General features: G+C 63.6%; 7 protein-coding genes. 3 read left to right on the forward strand and 4 right to left on the reverse strand.

The features are described from left to right. Positions 1-245 precede the first annotated feature (245 nt). Positions 246-464 (forward strand): hypothetical protein, encoded by a 219-nt coding sequence (locus tag NQL71_RS20005; RefSeq protein ID WP_077185582.1) that lies wholly within the window; start codon positions 246-248, stop codon positions 462-464. Between the two features lie 46 nt (positions 465-510). Here the strand turns inward: NQL71_RS20005 and NQL71_RS20010 are convergent, their stop codons facing one another. Then, a complete protein-coding gene (locus NQL71_RS20010) occupies positions 511-1,059 on the reverse strand; it encodes an RNA polymerase factor sigma-70 (RefSeq protein WP_046816218.1) in 549 nt (182 codons plus the stop codon). A gap of 373 nt (positions 1,060-1,432) precedes the next feature. Between NQL71_RS20010 and NQL71_RS20015 the strand changes: the two genes are divergently transcribed. After that, positions 1,433-14,428, forward strand: coding sequence for a non-ribosomal peptide synthetase (locus NQL71_RS20015; protein WP_274643145.1), 12,996 nt, complete (start codon positions 1,433-1,435; stop codon positions 14,426-14,428). A gap of 180 nt (positions 14,429-14,608) precedes the next feature. Beyond that, a complete protein-coding gene (locus tag NQL71_RS20020; protein WP_077185585.1) occupies positions 14,609-15,433 on the forward strand; it encodes an alpha/beta fold hydrolase in 825 nt (274 codons plus the stop codon). Between the two features lie 90 nt (positions 15,434-15,523). Here NQL71_RS20020 and dsbG read toward each other — a convergent pair whose 3' ends face one another. The 3 genes from dsbG to dsbD are packed head-to-tail and all read right to left on the reverse strand — an operon-like array spanning position 15,524 to position 18,857. Continuing rightward, entirely contained in the window at positions 15,524-16,291 is a 768-nt protein-coding gene (gene dsbG, locus NQL71_RS20025) for a thiol:disulfide interchange protein DsbG (RefSeq protein ID WP_046816221.1), read from the reverse strand. Beyond that, positions 16,267-17,121 carry a TlpA family protein disulfide reductase gene (locus tag NQL71_RS20030; protein ID WP_046816222.1) on the reverse strand — a complete coding sequence of 285 codons (855 nt, stop codon included), beginning with the start codon at positions 17,119-17,121 and terminating at the stop codon, positions 16,267-16,269. Before NQL71_RS20030 ends, dsbG begins: the two co-directional genes overlap by 25 nt. Continuing rightward, on the reverse strand, positions 17,121-18,857 hold the full coding sequence (gene dsbD, locus NQL71_RS20035; protein WP_274643146.1) for a protein-disulfide reductase DsbD: 1,737 nt from the start codon (positions 18,855-18,857) through the stop codon (positions 17,121-17,123). Before dsbD ends, NQL71_RS20030 begins: the two co-directional genes overlap by 1 nt.

The raw sequence follows: 18,857 nt of genomic DNA on the forward strand, positions 1-18,857 counted from the left end.
GTGAGTGTCTGGTTGAAATGCGTCCTTGCCGGTGAGCGAATGTAAGCTCCCGGAAAACAGCTGTCTTTAATACATAAGTCTGGGAGAGGGGGCAGGTTTGACGGACGTCGGGAGAGTTGTGCGCAAAACCACCGGTCCTGAACGAACCCTGTCACTCATTCAGGTTTCATTATAGGCGATGGGTCAGCGGCCTAGGATGGAGGCGTCAGCTCAAACCGTCATGCCTCCCCACAGGAATCTGAAAAATGATCTCAACCCAAATCAAAGTCGCGCTAATCGCCAGCGCTTTGCTGTTGAGCGCCTGTTCGGGGACGAGTACCCACAGCTGTTATTCCGAAGACTGCCAGCCGTCTGCGGGCTTTACCCCCAGCCACAGCAACACCCCCGGCAAACTGAATTTCCAGGGCAGTGCGCTTGGCAGCAGTTTCAGCGAATACAGCTCAGGTTTGCTGCAGGGCGACTGATTCGTCGCGAATTTCAGAATGGCTTTATTGATCCAACGATCAAGCCTCAACGCTGGGCAAACGTATCCGCCCGACTCCCCGACACCTTCCGGCAATGCACCAGCGCATCGCGAATCATGAAGTTCACCAGTGTCGGTGACACCCCCAACTCCTTGGCAATGTCCTTCTGCGGCACGCCATGCAAGCGGTACATCTCGAAGGCATAACGCGTGCGGCTTGGCAGTTCGGTCAGGGCGTCGGCGATGTTTTCCAGGGTGGAGAAGTTGATGTGCGAGGTTTCTGGTGAGGCGCCCTGGATGACCACGTTGAGGCCTTCTTCTTCAGGGCCGGAGTATTTCTGCTCCAGGGCCTGCTTGCGGTAGTGGTCGATCGCCAGGTTGCGCACGATCTGGAACAGGTAGCTGAGCTGCGCCTTGAACGAGGAGGTGATGTTCGGCGCCGATTGCAGGCGGAAGAACGCGTCCTGGACCACATCTTCAGCGCGCGAGCGGCAGCCGGTGATGCGCGCTGCAATCTTGACCAGTATCAGTCGATTGTCGACGAATGCCTGAAGTAGCGGCGATTCGCACCTGCTTGTGGACGCTTGTTCCGTCATGGAGATCACCTTGCTGCCAATAGGTTAGTGGGACGACAAGAAGGCCGGGGCCGCCCTACACATCGAGCGACAAATTAGGTTGAATGATAATGATTGTCAATTGAGAAAGAGAACTAATGCTCCTCAAAGGTGCAGAGTGAGAACTGCGACACGCTGTCGCGCCTTGGCCTGGTTGATGCGCAGGGCAGTCGACTAATTATTTGCGCAGGTCATCCGTTCTCATTGGTGAATGGCTTCGGGCTGCAGCCCCGGATACCACAGCATTGCCAATGCCTTGCGCGGTCGGCGAAGACCGCGTCCTGCATGCCCCCCAATGGGGCGTGACGTTACGACACCGATTCCAATTGCAAGCCGAATTCAGGCAGGAAACCTCATGACCGACGCGTTCGAACTCCCCAGCACTCTGGTCCAAGCCCTCCAGCGCCGCGCGGTCCTGACGCCGGATCGAGTGGCCTTGCGTTTTCTCGCCGAAACCCAGGACCAGGCTGTGGTGCTCAGTTATCGCGAGCTGGATCAGCGGGCGCGGACCATTGCCGGCGCGTTGCAGGCCGAGGCCGGTTTTGGCGATCGCGCGGTGCTGCTGTTTCCCAGTGGTCCTGATTACGTCGCGGCGTTTTTCGGATGCCTGTATGCCGGGGTGATCGCGGTGCCGGCCTATCCGCCGGAATCGGCGCGCCGGCATCACCAGGAACGCCTGTTGTCGATCATCGGCGATGCGCAGCCGCGCCTGCTGCTGACCAGCGACGGCCTGCGCGATTCGCTGTCGCAAATCGAAGGCGCGCCGCCGCTATTGTGTGTCGATACCCTCGACAGCACCCACGCCGAACGCTGGGTCGCGCCGAACCTGGCAGGCGATGACATCGCCTTCCTGCAATACACCTCCGGTTCCACGGCATTGCCTAAAGGCGTGCAGGTCGGCCACGGCAACCTGGTGGCGAATGAATTGCTGATCCGCCACGGTTTCGGCATCGACCTGAACCCCGACGACGTGATCGTCAGCTGGCTGCCGCTGTACCACGACATGGGCCTGATCGGCGGTCTGTTGCAGCCGATTTTCAGCGGCGTGCCGTGCGTGTTGATGTCGCCGGCGTACTTCCTCGGCCGGCCGTTGCGCTGGCTCGAAGCGATCAGTGAATACGGCGGCACCATCAGCGGCGGGCCGGATTTTGCCTATCGCCTGTGCAGCGAGCGGATCAGTGAGTCGGCTCTGGAGCGCCTCGACCTGAGCGGCTGGCGCGTGGCCTATTCCGGGTCAGAACCGATTCGCCTCGACACCCTGGAACGCTTCGCCGAGAAGTTCGCCAGCTGCGGTTTCAGCGCAGACAGTTTCATGGCCTCCTACGGTCTGGCGGAAGCCACGCTGTTTGTTGCCGGTACCCCGCGCGGCCAAGGCATCGGCAATCTGCGGGTGGACGACACGGCCCTGGCGCAAAACCGTGCCGAAGCCGGCGAGGGCAGCGCGATCATGAGCTGCGGCATCAGCCAGCCGGAGCACGCGGTATTGATCATCGACCCGGCGTCGCTTGGCGAGCTGCTGGACAACGCGGTTGGTGAAGTCTGGGCCAGCGGCCCGAGCATCGCCCACGGCTACTGGCGCAACCCCGAGGCCTCGGCCAAGACCTTCGTTCAGCACGCCGGTAAAACATGGCTGCGCACCGGTGACCTGGGCTTCATGCGCGACGGCGAGCTGTTCATCACCGGGCGCCTGAAAGACATGTTGATCGTGCGCGGGCACAACCTTTATCCACAGGACATCGAGCAGACCGTCGAGCGTGAAGTGGAGGTGGTGCGCAAGGGGCGCGTCGCGGCCTTTGCGGTGAATATCGACGGTCAGGAAGGCATCGGTATTGCCGCGGAAATCAGCCGCAGCGTGCAGAAAATCCTGCCGCCCGACGCCTTGATCAAGGCCATCCGCCAGGCCGTGGCCGAGGCCTATCAGCAAGCGCCGAGCGTGGTGGTGCTGCTCAATCCGGGCGCCTTGCCCAAGACTTCCAGCGGCAAATTGCAACGCTCGGCGTGCCGCAATCGCCTTGCCGATGGCAGCCTCGACAGTTACGCGCTGTTCCCTTCGGCTGCCAGCGAAAGCGCAGGCAACAGCGAAGCCGGCTCGGAGTTACAAAGCCTGATTGGCCAGATCTGGTGCGAGCAATTGCAGGTCCAGCAGGTGGCTGCCGACGATCACTTCTTCCTGCTTGGCGGCAACTCCATTGCGGCCACGCAAGTGGTGGCGCGCCTGCGCGAACAACTCGGCCTGGAGCTCAACCTGCGCCTGCTGTTCGAAGCGCCGACCCTGGGTGCGTTCGCCGAAGCGGTGGCCCGGCAACAGCAGGACGGTGGCCTCGCCCAAGGTGCGATCAGCACCCTGTCGCGCGCCGAGGCCATGCCGCAATCCCTGGCGCAAAATCGCCTGTGGATCACCTGGCAACTCGATCCGCAGAGCAGCGCCTACAACATTCCCGGTGCCTTGCGCCTGCGTGGCGAACTCGACGAAGACGCGCTGCGCAGCAGTTTCCAGCAGTTGATCGAGCGCCACGAATCCCTGCGCACGCGCTTCTTCGAGCGTGACGGTGTGGCGTTGCAGCAGGTCGATGTTGCGGCTCAATTCAATCTGCAACGCATCGACATCAGCGATCTGCCGATGACCGAACGTGAAGCCCGGGCCCGACAAATCCGCGAGGACGAAGCGCGCACCCAGTTCGACCTGGAGAAAGGTCCGTTGCTCTGGGTGACGCTGGTGCGCCTCGACGACGAAGATCACCAGCTGCTGGTGACGATGCACCACATCATCGCTGACGGCTGGTCGATGAATGTATTGATCGACGAATTTTCCCGGCTGTACGCGGCGGCAACCCAAGGGCAACAGGCCACGCTCGCGCCGCTGCCGACCCAGTACGCCGACTACGGCAGCTGGCAGCGCCAATGGCTGGCGCAAGGGGAGGGCGAGCGCCAACTGGCTTACTGGAAGGCGCAGTTGGGCGATGAGCATCCGACTCTCAGCCTGGCCACCGACCACCCGCGCTCGGCGCAACAGTTGCACAGTGCCGCGCGCCACAGCGTGCGCCTGGACGCGACGCTTTGCGATGCGATTCGCCGCACCGCCCAGGCCCACGAAGCCACGCCGTACATGCTGTTGCTCGCCGCGTTCCAGTCCTTGTTGCATCGCTACAGCGGTCAGCGCGACATCCGCGTCGGCGTGCCGAATGCCAACCGTCCGCGCCTGGAAACCCAAGGCCTGATCGGCTTCTTCATCAACACCCAGGTGCTGCGCGCCGAGGTGGATTCGCGTCTGCCATTCGTTGAGCTGCTGGCGCAAACCCGCCAGGCCGCTTTGGGTGCGCAGGCGCATCAGGACTTGCCGTTCGAGCAACTGCTCGAGGCCTTCCCTCAGGCCCGTGAACAAGGCCTGTTCCAGGTCATGTTCAACCATCAGCAGCGCGATCCCGGCGCTTTGAAACGCCTGCCCGGGCTGCTCGCCGAAGAGCTGCCGTGGCACAGCCGCGAGGCCAAGTTCGACCTGCAGTTGCACAGCGAAGAAGACCGCAACGGGCGCTTGAGCCTGTCCTTCGACTACGCCAGCGAACTGTTCGATGCAGCGACCATTGAGCGTCTGGCCGACCATTACAGCCACCTGTTGCGCGCCGTCAGTGAGCAACCGGAAACCGCCATCGGCGACCTGCCACTGCTGACCGCAACTGAAATAAATCTGCAAGCCAAGTGGGCCGTTGCACCGTGCCCGCCCGCCAGCCACTGGCTGCCGGAACTGCTCAACCAACAGGCGCGCCAGACCCCGGAGCGCACCGCACTGTTGTGGGACGGCGGCAGCCTCGATTTCGCCGAGTTGCACACCCAGGCCAATCGCCTGGCCCACTACCTGCGCGACAAAGGCGTCGGTCCGGATGTCTGCGTGGCCATCGCGGCCGAGCGTTCGCCGCAACTGTTGATCGGCCTGCTGGCGATCATCAAGGCAGGTGGCGCCTACGTGCCACTCGATCCGGATTACCCGGCCGAACGCCTGGCCTACATGCTCAGCGACAGCAAGGTCGATTTGTTGCTGACCCAAACCCAGTTACTCGATCGCCTGCCGGCCAGCGAAGGCGTCAGTGTCATCGCCCTGGATGCCCTGCATCTGGAGAGTTGGCCGAGCCATGCGCCGGGCCTGCACCTGCACGGCGACAACCTGGCCTATGTGATCTACACCTCGGGTTCGACCGGCCAGCCGAAAGGCGTTGGCAACACCCATGCGGCCCTCGCCGAACGCCTGCAATGGATGCAGGACACTTACCGTCTCAATGAAACCGATGTGCTGATGCAGAAAGCGCCGATCAGTTTCGACGTGTCGGTGTGGGAGTGCTTCTGGCCGTTGATCACCGGGGCCCGGCTGCTGCTTGCCGGGCCGGGTGAGCACCGCGATCCCCATCGCATTGCGCAGCTGGTTCAAGCGTACGGCGTGACCACGCTGCACTTCGTGCCGGCGCTGCTGGCGTTGTTCATCGACGAACCGCTCAGCGCCGAATGCACCAGCCTGCGCCGGCTGTTCTGCGGTGGCGAAGCGCTGCCGGCCGAACTGCGCAACCGCGTGCTGGAACAACTGCCGGCGGTGCAACTGCACAACCGCTACGGCCCGACCGAAACCGCGATCAACGTGACCCATTGGCACTGCACCGCCGCCGATGGCGAGCGCTCGCCGATCGGTCGACCGTTGGGCAACGTCGTCTGCCGTGTGCTCGACAGCGACCTCAACCCGGTGCCGGCCGGTGTGCCAGGGGAACTGTGCATCAGTGGCATCGGCCTGGCCCGGGGTTACCTGGGTCGTCCGGGCCTGACCGCCGAGCGTTTTGTCGTCGATCCATTGGGCGAGCACGGCGCGCGTCTGTACCGCACCGGTGACCGTGCGCGCTGGACCGCCGATGGCATGATCGAATACCTCGGACGTCTCGATCAGCAGGTCAAGCTGCGCGGCTTCCGTGTTGAACCCGAGGAAATCGAAGCGCGGTTGTTGGCGCAAGTCGGCGTCACCCAAGCGGTGGTGCTGGTCCGTGAAACCTCGGCCGGCGGTCAGTTGATCGCTTACTACACCGCCGATTCCACCGAATCCGCAGAAGCCCAAAGCACCCACCTGAAAACCACGCTGGCGGCCGAACTGCCGGAATACATGGTTCCGGCACAGCTGATGCGCCTGGACGAAATGCCCCTCAGCCCGAGCGGCAAACTCGACCGTCGCGCCTTGCCGGAACCGCAGTGGCAGGTGCGCGAACACGTCGAGCCTGTGACTGAACTGGAACAGCAGATCGCCGGCATCTGGCGTGAAGTGCTGGGTCTTGAACAAGTCGGCCTGCGCGATGACTTCTTCGCCCTCGGCGGCCATTCGCTGCTGGCCACGCAAATCATTTCTCGCACCCGCCAGGCCTGCGACGTCGAGTTGCCGCTGCGCGCGCTGTTCGAACACAGTGAGCTGGGCGCGTTTGCCGAACAGGTGCGCCTGATCCAGGCCAGCGGCCGCACCAACGAACAGCCGCCGATCGTCAGGGTCGACCGCAGCCAGCCGGTGCCGCTGTCCTATTCCCAGCAGCGCATGTGGTTCCTCTGGCAGATGGAGCCGGACAGCCCGGCCTACAACGTCGGCGGCATGGCGCGCTTGCGCGGGGTGCTGGATGTCGGGTGTTTCGAGGCCGCGTTGCAGGCCTTGATCATGCGCCACGAAACCCTGCGCACCACTTTCCCGAGCGTCGATGGCGTCGCGCGCCAGCAGGTGCATGCCTCCACCTGTGTGCGCCTGGACTGCAAGGACTTCACCGCGCTGGATGCCAATGACCGCGAGTGGCAAGTGCAGCAACTGGCCGATGATGAAGCGCACCAACCCTTCGACCTGGAAACCGGTCCATTGCTGCGCGCCTGCCTGGTCAAGACCGCCGAGCAGGAACACTACCTGGTGCTGACCCTGCACCACATCGTCACCGAAGGCTGGGCGATGGACATCTTTGCCCGGGAACTCAGCGCGCTGTACGAAGCCTTCATCGACGACCGCGAATCGCCGCTGGCACCCTTGCCGGTGCAGTACCTGGATTACAGCGTCTGGCAGCGTCAATGGCTGGAGTCCGGTGAGCGCCAGCGCCAGCTCGACTACTGGACGGCGCAACTGGGCCGCGAGCACCCGCTGCTGGAATTACCCGCCGACCGTCCACGCCCGCCGGTGCAAAGTCACCAGGGCGAGCTGCACCGATTCGACCTCAGCGATGAGCTGGCGGCACGGGTCCGTGCCTTCAATGCGCAAAACGGTCTGACCCTGTTCATGACCATGACCGCCGCCCTCGCCACGCTGCTCTATCGCTACAGCGGCCAGACCGACCTGCGCATCGGCGCACCGGTGGCCAACCGCATTCGCCCGGAAAGCGAAGGGCTGATCGGCGCGTTCCTCAACACCCAGGTGCTGCGTTGCCAACTCGACGGGCAGATGTCCGTCGGCGAGTTGTTCGAGCAGGTGCGTCACACCGTGATCGAAGGCCAGTCCCACCAGGACCTGCCGTTCGACCATCTGGTGGAAGCCTTGCAGCCACCGCGCAGCGCCGCCTACAACCCGTTGTTCCAGGTGATGTGCAACGTGCAGCGCTGGGAGTTCCAGCAGAGCCGCACCCTGGCCGGAATGACCGTCGAATACCTGGCCAACGATGCCCGTGCGACCAAGTTCGACCTCAACCTGGAAGTCACCGACCTCGACCATCGCCTCGGTTGCTGCCTGACCTACAGCACCGACCTGTTCGACGAGCCGCGCATTGCGCGCATGGCCGCGCATTGGCGCAACCTGCTGGAGGCGTTGATTGCCGATCCCCGGCAGCGCCTCAGTGAGTTGCCCTTGCTCGACCCTGACGAACAGCAGCAATTGCTCGGCAGCCTCGGCGTCGAGCCGGGCGCGCATCGTCTCGACCAGTGCATCCACCAGCTGTTCAGCGAACAGGCCCTGGCGCGCCCCGATGCGCCGGCACTGACCTTCGCCGGGCAGACCCTGAGCTACGCCGAACTCGATAGCCGCGCCAATCGCCTGGCCTGGATGCTGCGCGAGCGCGGCGTCGGCCCGCAGGTGCGCGTGGGCCTTGCGCTCGAGCGTTCGTTGGAGATGGTCGTTGGCCTGCTGGCGATCCTCAAGGCCGGTGGTGCCTATGTGCCGCTGGACCCGGAATACCCGCTGGATCGCTTGCACTACATGATCGAAGACAGCGGCGTCGGTTTGCTGCTCAGTGACGCGGCGATGTTCCAGGCCCTTGGTGATCTGCCCGCGGGCGTCGGCCGTTGGTGCCTGGAAGAGGACACGGCGGCGCTGGCCAATTATCCATTGTCCGAACTGCCAAACATCAGCCTGCCGCAACACCAGGCCTACCTGATCTACACCTCGGGCTCCACCGGTAAACCTAAGGGCGTGGTGGTGTCCCACGGCGAAATCGCCATGCATTGCCGCGCGGTGATCGAGCGTTTCGCCATGCGCCCCGACGACTGCGAACTGCACTTTTATTCGATCAACTTCGACGCCGCCACCGAGCGTCTATGGGTACCGCTGCTGAGCGGTGCCCAGGTTGTGCTGCGGGCCCAGGGCCAATGGGACGCGCAAGAAATCTGCGGATTGATCCGTCGCCACCATATCAACATCCTCGGCTTCACCCCGAGCTACGGCAGCCAGTTGGCACAGTGGCTGGCAACCCAGAACGCAACCCTGCCGGTGCGCATGATCATCACCGGCGGCGAGGCGCTGACCGGTGAACACCTGGCGCGGATTCGTGCAGCGTTCAATCCGCAAACGTTCTTCAATGCCTACGGCCCGACGGAAACGGTGGTCATGCCACTGGCCGGTCTGGCGCCCGAAGTGTTGGAGGAGGGCGCCGCAAGCGTGCCGATCGGCAGCGTGATCGGCGACCGTGTGGCCTACATTCTCGACGCCGACCTGGCGTTGGTGCCGCAGGGCGCAACCGGCGAGTTGTACGTCGGTGGTGCCGGCCTGGCCCAGGGTTATCACCAGCGCGCGGGCATGACCGCGGAGCGTTTTGTGGCCGATCCTTTTGCCGGCAACGGCGGGCGTATCTACCGCACCGGCGACCTGGTGCGCCAGCGCGCCGATGGCCTGGTGGAGTACCTCGGGCGTATCGACCATCAAGTGAAGATTCGCGGTTTCCGCATCGAGCTGGGTGAGATCGAAACCCGGTTGCTGGAACATGCATCGGTGCGTGAAGCGGTGGTGTTGGCGCTCGATGCGTCGAGCGGCAAACAGCTGGTGGGTTATCTGGTCTGCGACGTCGCCGAACAGGACGAGTCCCGACAAAGCGCACTGCGCGAAGCCCTCAGGTCGCACCTCAAATCCCAGCTGCCGGATTACATGGTACCCACGCACCTGGTCCTGCTGACCAGTATGCCGCTGACCGCCAACGGCAAACTCGACCGCCGCGCACTGCCGGCGCCAGACCCTGAGTTGAACCGCCAGCAGTATGTGGCACCGAGCAACGAGCTGGAGCTGACATTGGCGCAGATCTGGTGCGACGTGCTGAACGTCGAGCAGGTCGGGCTCAACGATAACTTCTTCGAGCTCGGTGGCGACTCGATCCTGTCGATCCAGGTGGTCAGCCGCGCGCGGCAGCAGGGCATTCACTTCAGCCCCCGCGACCTGTTCCAGCACCAGACCGTGCAGACCCTCGCCACCGTGGCGACACGCACCCAGCAGGTCACCGCCGAGCAAGGCTTGATCAGCGGCGAGTCGCGCCTGACGCCGATCCAGCATTGGTTCTTCGACACTGCTATTGCCGAGCGCCAACACTGGAACCAGGCGTTGCTGCTGCAGCCGAGCGTGACCCTGGAACCCCATCGCCTGGAGCAGGCGCTGCTGGCGGTGATTGAACAGCACGATGCGTTGCGCCTGCGCTTCAGCCGGGTGGGCGGTCAATGGCAGGCGCAACACCAGGCGATGTCCGATGTGCCGGTCCTGTGGCAAGTGCGCGTCGCGTCCATGGACCAATGCGCCGAGCTGTTCGCCGATGCCCAGCGCAGCCTCGATCTCGCTGAGGGCCCGTTGCTGCGGGTGTTGCTGGTCGATGGGCCTGAAGCCCGGCAACGCTTGTTCATCGCGATTCACCACCTGGTGGTCGATGGCGTTTCCTGGCGCGTGCTGCTCGACGATCTGCAAAACGCCTATCGCCAACTCGAGGCGCAACAGCCGCTGCAACTGCCGGCCAAAACCAGCGCCTTCAAGGACTGGACCGCACGTTTGCAGGCCTATGCCGGCAGCGAATCCCTGCGTGAAGAACTCAACTGGTGGCAGGCGCAATTGGCCGGGCCGAGCGCCGAACTGCCCTGCGATCATCCGCAAGGTGGCCGTCAGCATCGCCATGCGCAAACCGTCAGCGTGCGCCTCGACAGCGAGCGCACCCGGCAATTGCTGCAACAGGCGCCGAGTGCTTATCGCACCCAGGTCAACGACCTGTTGCTGACCGCGCTGGCCCGTGTGCTGTGCCGTTGGAGCGGTCACGAGTCGGCGCTGATTCAACTCGAAGGCCATGGCCGCGAGGCGCTGTTCGACGAGCTCGACCTGACCCGCACCGTCGGCTGGTTCACCAGTGCCTATCCGCTGCGACTGTCGCCCTCGAACATTGAAGAGGCGGCCGGGCAGGGCGCTTCGATCAAGGCGATCAAGGAGCAACTGCGCGCGGTGCCGCACAAGGGGCTGGGCTATGGCGTGCTGCGTTACCTGGCGGATGAGCCGAGCCGCCGGCGCATGGCCGGGCTGCCGGCGGCGCCGATCACCTTCAACTACCTGGGGCAGTTCGACCAAAGCTTTGCCGCCGATGCGCTGTTCCATCCACTGGATGAAGCGATCGGCGCGGCCCACGATGCACAGGCGCCGCTGCCCAATGAATTGAGCGTCGACAGCCAGGTCTACGGCGGCGAGCTGGTGCTGCGCTGGACCTTCAGCGCCGAACGTTATGAGCCCCAGACCATCAACGAGTTGGCCGATGCTTACCTGGGCGAATTGTGCAGCCTGATCGAGCACTGCCTGGGCGCTGACGCGGGCGGCCTGACGCCGTCGGACTTCCCTCTGGCGAAACTGACCCAGGCGCAACTGGACGCGCTGCCGATTGCCGCAGCCGCGATCGAGGATGTCTACCCGCTGACGCCGATGCAGGAAGGCATGCTGCTGCACACCTTGCTGGAGCCGGGCACGGGCCTGTACTACATGCAGGATCGCTACCGCATCAACAGCGAGCTTGATCCCCAGCGTTTCGCCCAGGCTTGGCAAGCGGTGATCGCCCGCCACGAAGCACTGCGCGCTTCCTTCTGCTGGAACGTCGGCGAAGACATGCTGCAGGTTATCCACAAGCCGGGTAGCACGCCGATCGAGTACCTGGACTGGAGCGATATCGCCGACGCCGAGCAGGAGCCCAAGCTGCAGGCCTTGCTCAAGGCCGAGCGCGAGGCCGGCTTCGATCTGCTCAATCAGGCGCCGTTCCACTTGCGCCTGATCCGGGTGAGCGCGGCGCGTTACTGGTTCATGATGAGCAACCACCACATCCTGATCGATGCCTGGTGCCGTTCGTTGCTGATGAACGACTTCTTCGAGATCTACAGCGCCCTCGGCGAAGGTCGGGAAGCGCAGTTGGCGGTGCCGCCGCGTTACCGCGACTACATCGCCTGGTTGCAACACCAGAGCCTGGCCGAAGCACGGCAGTGGTGGAAAATCAACCTGCAAGGCTTTGAGCGGACCACGCCGATCCCGAGCGACCGGCCGTTCCTGCGCGAACATGCCGGCGCCAGCGGCGGCATGATCGTCGGCGACCGCTACACCCGTCTCGATGCCCGGGACGGGGCACGGCTGCGTGAACTGGCCCAGGCCCATCAGCTGACCATCAATACCTTTGCCCAGGCTGCGTGGGCCTTGGTATTGCGCCGCTTGAGCGGTGATCGCGACGTGCTGTTCGGAGTCACCGTGGCCGGGCGGCCGGTGCAGATGCCGCAGATGCAGCGCACCGTCGGCCTGTTCATCAACAGCATCGCGCTGCGGGTGAAAATGCCCGAAGACCATCAGCGTTGCAGCGTGCGCCATTGGCTGAGCACGTTGCTCGACAGCAACATGCAACTGCGTGAGTACGAGTACCTGCCGCTGGTGAGCATTCAGGAAAACAGCGAACTGCCCAAGGGCCTGCCGCTGTTCGACAGCCTGTTCGTCTTCGAAAACGCCCCGGTGGAAGTCTCGGTGCTGGACCGTGCGCAAAGTCTGAACGCGACGTCGGACTCGGGCCGCACCCACACCAACTTCCCGCTGACGGCGGTATGTTATCCGGGGGATGACCTGGGCTTGCACCTGTCCTATGACCAGCGTTATTTCAATGAGTCTACGGTCGAGCGCATGCTTGGCGAGTTCAAGCGATTGCTGTTGGCACTGGTCGAAGGTTTCCACGGCGACATGGCGGACCTGCCGCTGCTGGGGGCCGAAGAACAGGACTTCCTGCTTCACGGCTGCAACCAGAGCGAACACGCATACCCGCTGGAGCAAAGCTACGTTGCCTTGTTCGAAGCGCAAGTGGCTGAGCATCCGCAGCGCATTGCTGCCAGTTGCCTGGATCGGCAGTACAGCTACCTGGAATTGAACCAGCGCAGCAACCGCCTCGGCCATGCGCTGATGGCGGCGGGCGTCGGGCTTGATCAACCGGTGGCGCTGCTGGCCGAGCGTAGCCTCGATCTGCTCGGCATGATCATCGGCAGCTTCAAGGCGGGAGCGGGTTATCTGCCGCTGGATCCGGGGCTGCCGAGCCAGCGCCTGAGCCGGATCATTGACCTGAGTCGCACGCCGATGCTGGTGTGCACTCGGGCCTGTCACGAGCAAGCGCTGGGGTTGCTGGATGAGTTCAGCTGCGCCAGTCGGCCGCGGTTGCTGGTCTGGGAAGAGGTGCAGGCGAGCGATGTTTCGGTGGCCAATCCGGGCATTCACAACGGGCCGGATAACCTGGCCTACGTGATCTACACCTCCGGCTCCACCGGGTTGCCCAAGGGCGTGATGGTCGAACAGCGCGGCATGCTCAACAACCAGTTGAGCAAGGTGCCGTACCTGGGCCTGAGCGCGGTCGACGTGATCGCCCAGACCGCTTCGCAAAGTTTCGATATTTCCGTGTGGCAATTTCTCGCCGCGCCGTTGTTCGGTGCGCGGGTGGTCATCGTGCCGAACAGCATCGCCCACGACCCCCAAGGTTTGCTCGCCCACGTGCAAAGCCAGGGCATCACCGTGCTGGAAAGCGTGCCGTCGCTGATCCAGGGCATGCTCGCCCAGGAGCGCATGAGCCTCGATGGCCTGCGCTGGATGCTGCCGACAGGGGAGGCGATGCCGCCGGAACTGGCCCATCAATGGCTGCTGCGCTACCCGCAGATCGGCCTGGTGAATGCCTATGGCCCGGCGGAGTGCTCGGATGACGTGGCGTTTTTCCGCGTCGACGTGGCCTCCACCCGTGGCAGCTATTTGCCGATCGGTACGCCGACCGACAACAACCGCCTGTACCTGCTCGACGGTGCACTGGAACTGGTGCCGCTGGGTGCGGTGGGCGAGTTGTGCGTCGCGGGCACCGGGGTCGGGCGTGGTTATGTCAGCGATCCGCTGCGCACCGCCCAGGTGTTCGTGCCGAACCCGTTCGGCGCACCGGGCGAGCGTCTGTATCGCACTGGCGACCTGGCCCGCCGTCGCAGTGACGGCGTGCTGGAATACGTTGGGCGTATCGATCATCAGGTGAAGATTCGCGGCTACCGCATCGAACTGGGTGAAATCGAAGCGCGCCTGCATGAGCAACCGGAAGCCCGCGACGCGGCGGTCAGTGTCCAGGAGGGGGTCAATGGCAAGCATCTGGTGGGCTATCTGGTGGCGGCGGATTCAGCGCTCAATCCGCCTGAACGCCTGGAGCGCATCAAGCAGCGCCTGCGCGCCGAGCTGCCGGAATACATGGTGCCGCTGCACTGGCTGTGGCTCGACAAGCTGCCGCTCAACGCCAACGGCAAACTGGACCGCAAGGCCCTGCCGGCGTTGGAGATCGGCCAGCTGCAAAGCCAGGACTACCAGGCGCCGCGCAACGACCTGGAACAGACTTTGGCGGTTATCTGGGCCGAGGTGCTGAAGGTGGAGCAAGTCGGCATCCGCGACAACTTCTTCGAACTGGGCGGGCATTCGCTGCTGGCCACGCAGATCGCCTCGCGGGTGCAGAAAACCCTGCAGCGCGATGTGCCGCTGCGGGCGATGTTCGAGTGCAGCACGGTGGAGGAACTGGCCGGGTACATTGACGGGTTGGCAGTCAGTGAGATCACCGAGGAGAAGGTGGGCCGGTTGAATGACTTGATGGCGGAGTTGGAGGGGCTTTGATTCTTTAGCGCCTGCTCCGGCCTCTTCGCGAGCAAGCCCGCTCCCACAGTAGATCGCGGTCAAATGTGGGAGCGGGCTTGCTCGCGAAGGCGGTTGTAAAAACGCATACATTCGTGTGATTGACTACGGGCGCTCAGCCGCTCAGTCTTCCTGCTCTCTTTCCACCGGCGGAGCCACTTGATGCCCTTCGTAACGATAGACGGCCAACCCTTGCACTACATCGATCAAGGCACCGGCCCGGCAGTCCTGCTGGCCGGCAGTTACCTCTGGGACCAGGCCATGTGGGCCCCGCAAATTGCCGTGCTGTCGCAACAGTATCGGGTGATCGCCCTGGACCTGTGGGGCCACGGTGAGTCCGGGCCGCTGCCTGCTGCTACGACGTCGCTGGATGACATCGCACGCCAGGCACTGGCGCTGCTCGATCACCTCGATATCGATCGCGTGACCCTGGTCGGCCTGTCGGTGGGTGGCATGTGGGGTGTGCGTCTGGCGCTGTCGGCACCGCAGCGGCTCAACGGCCTGGTGTTGATGGACACCTATCTCGGTGTCGAGCCGGAACCGACCCGCCAGTACTACTTTTCGCTGTTCAAGATGATCGAAGAAACCGGCGTCATCTCGTCGCAGTTGCTGGATATCGTGGTGCCGATCTTTTTCCGTCCGGGCATCGATCCGCAATCGGCGCTGTTTCAGGACTTTCGCGCCAAACTCGCCGCGCTGCCGCCTGAGCGATTGCGTGAAAGCATCGTGCCGATGGGGCGGATTACCTTTGGCCGGGATGACCTGTTGCCGCGTCTGGGGGAATTGAACGCCGCAAACACGCTGCTGCTGTGTGGCGATCAGGACAAGCCACGTCCGCCGAGTGAAACGCAGGAAATGGCCGGGTTGATTGGTTGCCCCTATGTTCTGGTGCCGGAGGCGGGGCATATCTCCAACCTGGAGAATCCTGAGTTTGTCACCGAGGCATTGCTCGAGTTTTTAGCCCAGAGAATTAGTGGTTATTACTGACGCCTTCGCGAGCAAGCCCGCTCCCACAGGTTTTGTGAACGCCACAAATCCACTGTGGGAGCGAGCCTGCTCGCGATGGGGGCGGTAAGGTCACTTAGGCCCAAGAATCTGCGCCAGCTTGTCCGGCGAAGGCGCGCCTTGTTGCTGCTGCAACTCGCCCTTGTCATCCATATAGAAAATCGCCGGAGTGGCCTGCAGTTCCAGGTCTTCCATCAATTGCATATTGGCCGCGAGCTTGGCCTGGATCGCCGGCGGCACTTCTTTCAAGGCCTTGAGCGAGCTGCCCTTGCCAGCCGCTTCGTGGTCCGCCAGGGCTTTTTGCGGGTCCTTCGCAGCCAGCAGCGCCGCAGATTTTCCGGGGCTGTCCTCGCGAATGATCCCGACCATGATGTGCCGCAACTGCACCTTGCCGGCCTTGACCCAGGGCCGCGCCTGTTCCCAGAACATGTTGCAGTAAGGGCAGTTCGGGTCGCTGAACATGTAGACGATGCGCGGTGCATCCTTCTTGCCGTCGGCGATCCAGTTGCTCGTTTCCATCTTGGCCCAGACTTCCTTGGACATAGGCGCGTATACCAGCTTCTGCAACGGCGCGCTGCTCAGGTCATTGCCTTCGGCGTCGTACAGGTTGCCCAGCAAAACGTGCTTGCCATCGGGCGTCAGGTACAGCGCCATGCCACGGTTCTGGTATTGCGCCGCGTACCCGCGCAGGCCGTCGGGGGCGTCGAATTGACCGACGATTTTTGCGCCCTTGGCCTCGATCTTCTTGATCGCCTCGGGCAGCTCTTCGGCCTGCACCATTGGCAGGTGCAGCAGGGCGGCACCCAGGCTCAGGGTCAGCAGGTGGCGGAGGCGGGACATGGCAGTTTCCTTGAAGAAGTGGCAGGTACGGAATCGAAGTTTTCCAGCGCGCGGGCCAGGCTGGCTTGCGACAGCTCGCCCAGATGACTGCCCAGCAGGCGACCGTCGGGGCTATAGAACAGCGTAGTCGGCAACGCCATGGAGCCGACGGCTTGACCCAGGCGACCGCTGCCGTCAAACAGCACGTTGGACAGGCTCAGGCCCTGGGTTTCCAGAAAGGTGCTGACACTTTGCATGCTTTCGGCCTGATTGACGAATAGAAAGGTCAGGTCCGGGCGTTGCATCTGGGCGTTCTCCAGCACCGGCATTTCCCGGCGGCAGGGCGGGCACCAGGTGGCCCAGAGATTGATCACCAGCGGGCCGCCCTTGTAGTCCGCCAGTTGCACGGTTTCACCGGCGGAATTGCGCAGGCTGATGTCCGGCAGGCGAGTGCCCTGTTCATAAATGGTCAGCGAGAAAGTCGCCAGCAACCAGAACGCCAGGCCGCTGGCCACACCGAAGCCCAGCGGACGGCGCAGGCCCGGGCGACGCCAGCCCCGGTACAGCGCGGCGAGCACCAGCGCGATCACTCCCGGCCAAGCGAGAAAACCGCCGTCGCGCAGGTCGATGACCTGCCAGGGATCGCTGCGATAGTGGGGCCAGTAAACGGCGACAAAACCGATCCGCGCCGCGAGCATGCCGATCAAAAACAGACTGAACAGCACCGACTCGGGGTTCTCGCCACCACGCTTGGCCACCCGCCAACCGACGAATGTCGCTAGCACCAATGCACTGATCAGCAGCAAGTGGTTAAGCGCGATGGCAAAGGTGCCGAGGGTAAAAGTCAGCATTAACGGGCGTCTCGGGTGGTGGTCCAGCGTTGCAGAAAGGTATCGGCATCGACCTCGCCGGTGATGCGCTGGCTGCGTCGCTCAATGCCGTCGGCACCTACCCACAGCAAGCTCGGCGGGCCTGGCACTTTGTAACGGCCGAGCAGCTCGCGGCTGGCAGCATTGTCGGCGGTGACGTCCAGTCGGAGCAAGCGCACGTCGCTCAGGGCTTGCAGGACGTGAGCTTTGCCGAACACTTGTTTTTCCATGACCTTGCACGACACGCACCAGTCGGCGTAGTAGTCCAGCAGCACCCACTGGCCCTGCGTTTGCGCCGCGTCGAGTTCGCGCTGCAGGGCCGCCGGGTCCTTGATCGTGGTGAAGGCGTCGTGGCCGGTTGGCACAGCGGCGACGGCCGAGCTGGAAGCGCGAAAGACCTGCAACGGCTTGAACAGATCATCACTGCCTGCCGCCGCACCGATCATCAACAGGCTGCCCCACAAACCCAGCAGGAGCGAGCTGGCGCCGAACAGATGAGCGATGCGCCCAAACCCGTCTGACTGTTTAAAGGCGCTGTAGGCCGCGACCAGCAGCAATGCACCACACAAACCGATCCATAGCGATTCATCCAGCACCGGGCGCAGCATCAGCAACGCCGTGGCCAGAAACAAGAAGCCGAAGATGCCCTTGAGCAGGTTCATCCAGGCGCCAGGCTTGGGCAGGAAGCGATTGCCCACCGTCACCAGCAGCAACAACGGCACACCGATGCCGATGCCCATGGCAAACAGGATCAACCCACCGTGCAGCGCGTTACCGCTCTGCGCGATGTAGAGCAGCGCGCCGGCCAGCGGCGCGGTCATGCACGGGCCGACCAGCAGGCCGGACAAGGCGCCCAAGGCACCGGCGCCGACCAGGCTGCCACCGCGCTGATTGCGTGAGACGTGTTCCAGGCGGTCACGCACCGCCACCGGCAGTTGCAGCTCGAAGAAGCCGAACATCGGCAAGGCCAGCAACACGAAAATCGCCGCGAAACTGCCCAGCAGCCAAGGGTTCTGCAACCAGGCTTGCAGGTTCGCCCCCAAGGAGGCGGCCAGCACACCCATCGCCGCATACACCAGCGCCATGCACACCACATAACTGCCGGCCAGGGCCACGCCGCGCCGGGGTGCCGCGCCGCTGCCGACGATTAACCCGGCCAGGATCGGCAGCATCGGCAGCGAACACGGGGTGAATGCCAGCAATAGGCCCAGACCGAAGAACACCAACAGGCTCCAACCCAGCGCGCGTTGCTGCAGGTTGCTGGCCAGGGCCTGGTCCGGTGCTTCGTTGGCCGTGCTCAGGGCGTTCGAGTTGCCCAGGTCCACGACCCGGGTTTGCGGTGGATAACACAACCCGGCATCGGCGCACCCCTGGTAACTGACCTTGACCTGACCGCTGGCGCCCGCCGGGATCTTCAGCTCCACCCCCTGGCGATAGACCTGCTGTTCACCAAAAAACTCGTCGCTGTGTGCTTCTCCCTCCGGCAGCGCGGGATGCTGGTCGGCAGGCAAACCGTCGAACTTCAAGCGTTTCTGATACAGGTAATAGCCGTCGGCAATCTGCCAGAACAGCTGGGTTTCGCCGGACTCAAGGCGTTCGGAGGTGAAAACGAACGCTTTGTCGACGGGCAGGAAATCGGGTTTGGTCTCGAACGGATTGCCCCCCGCCTGGGTCAGGCCGGAAAACAGCAGGGCGACGAGTAGAAACAGCTGACGCAT

The sequence above is a fragment of the Pseudomonas serbica genome (genome assembly GCF_028823535.1).
Lineage (GTDB): Bacteria > Pseudomonadota > Gammaproteobacteria > Pseudomonadales > Pseudomonadaceae > Aquipseudomonas > Aquipseudomonas serbica.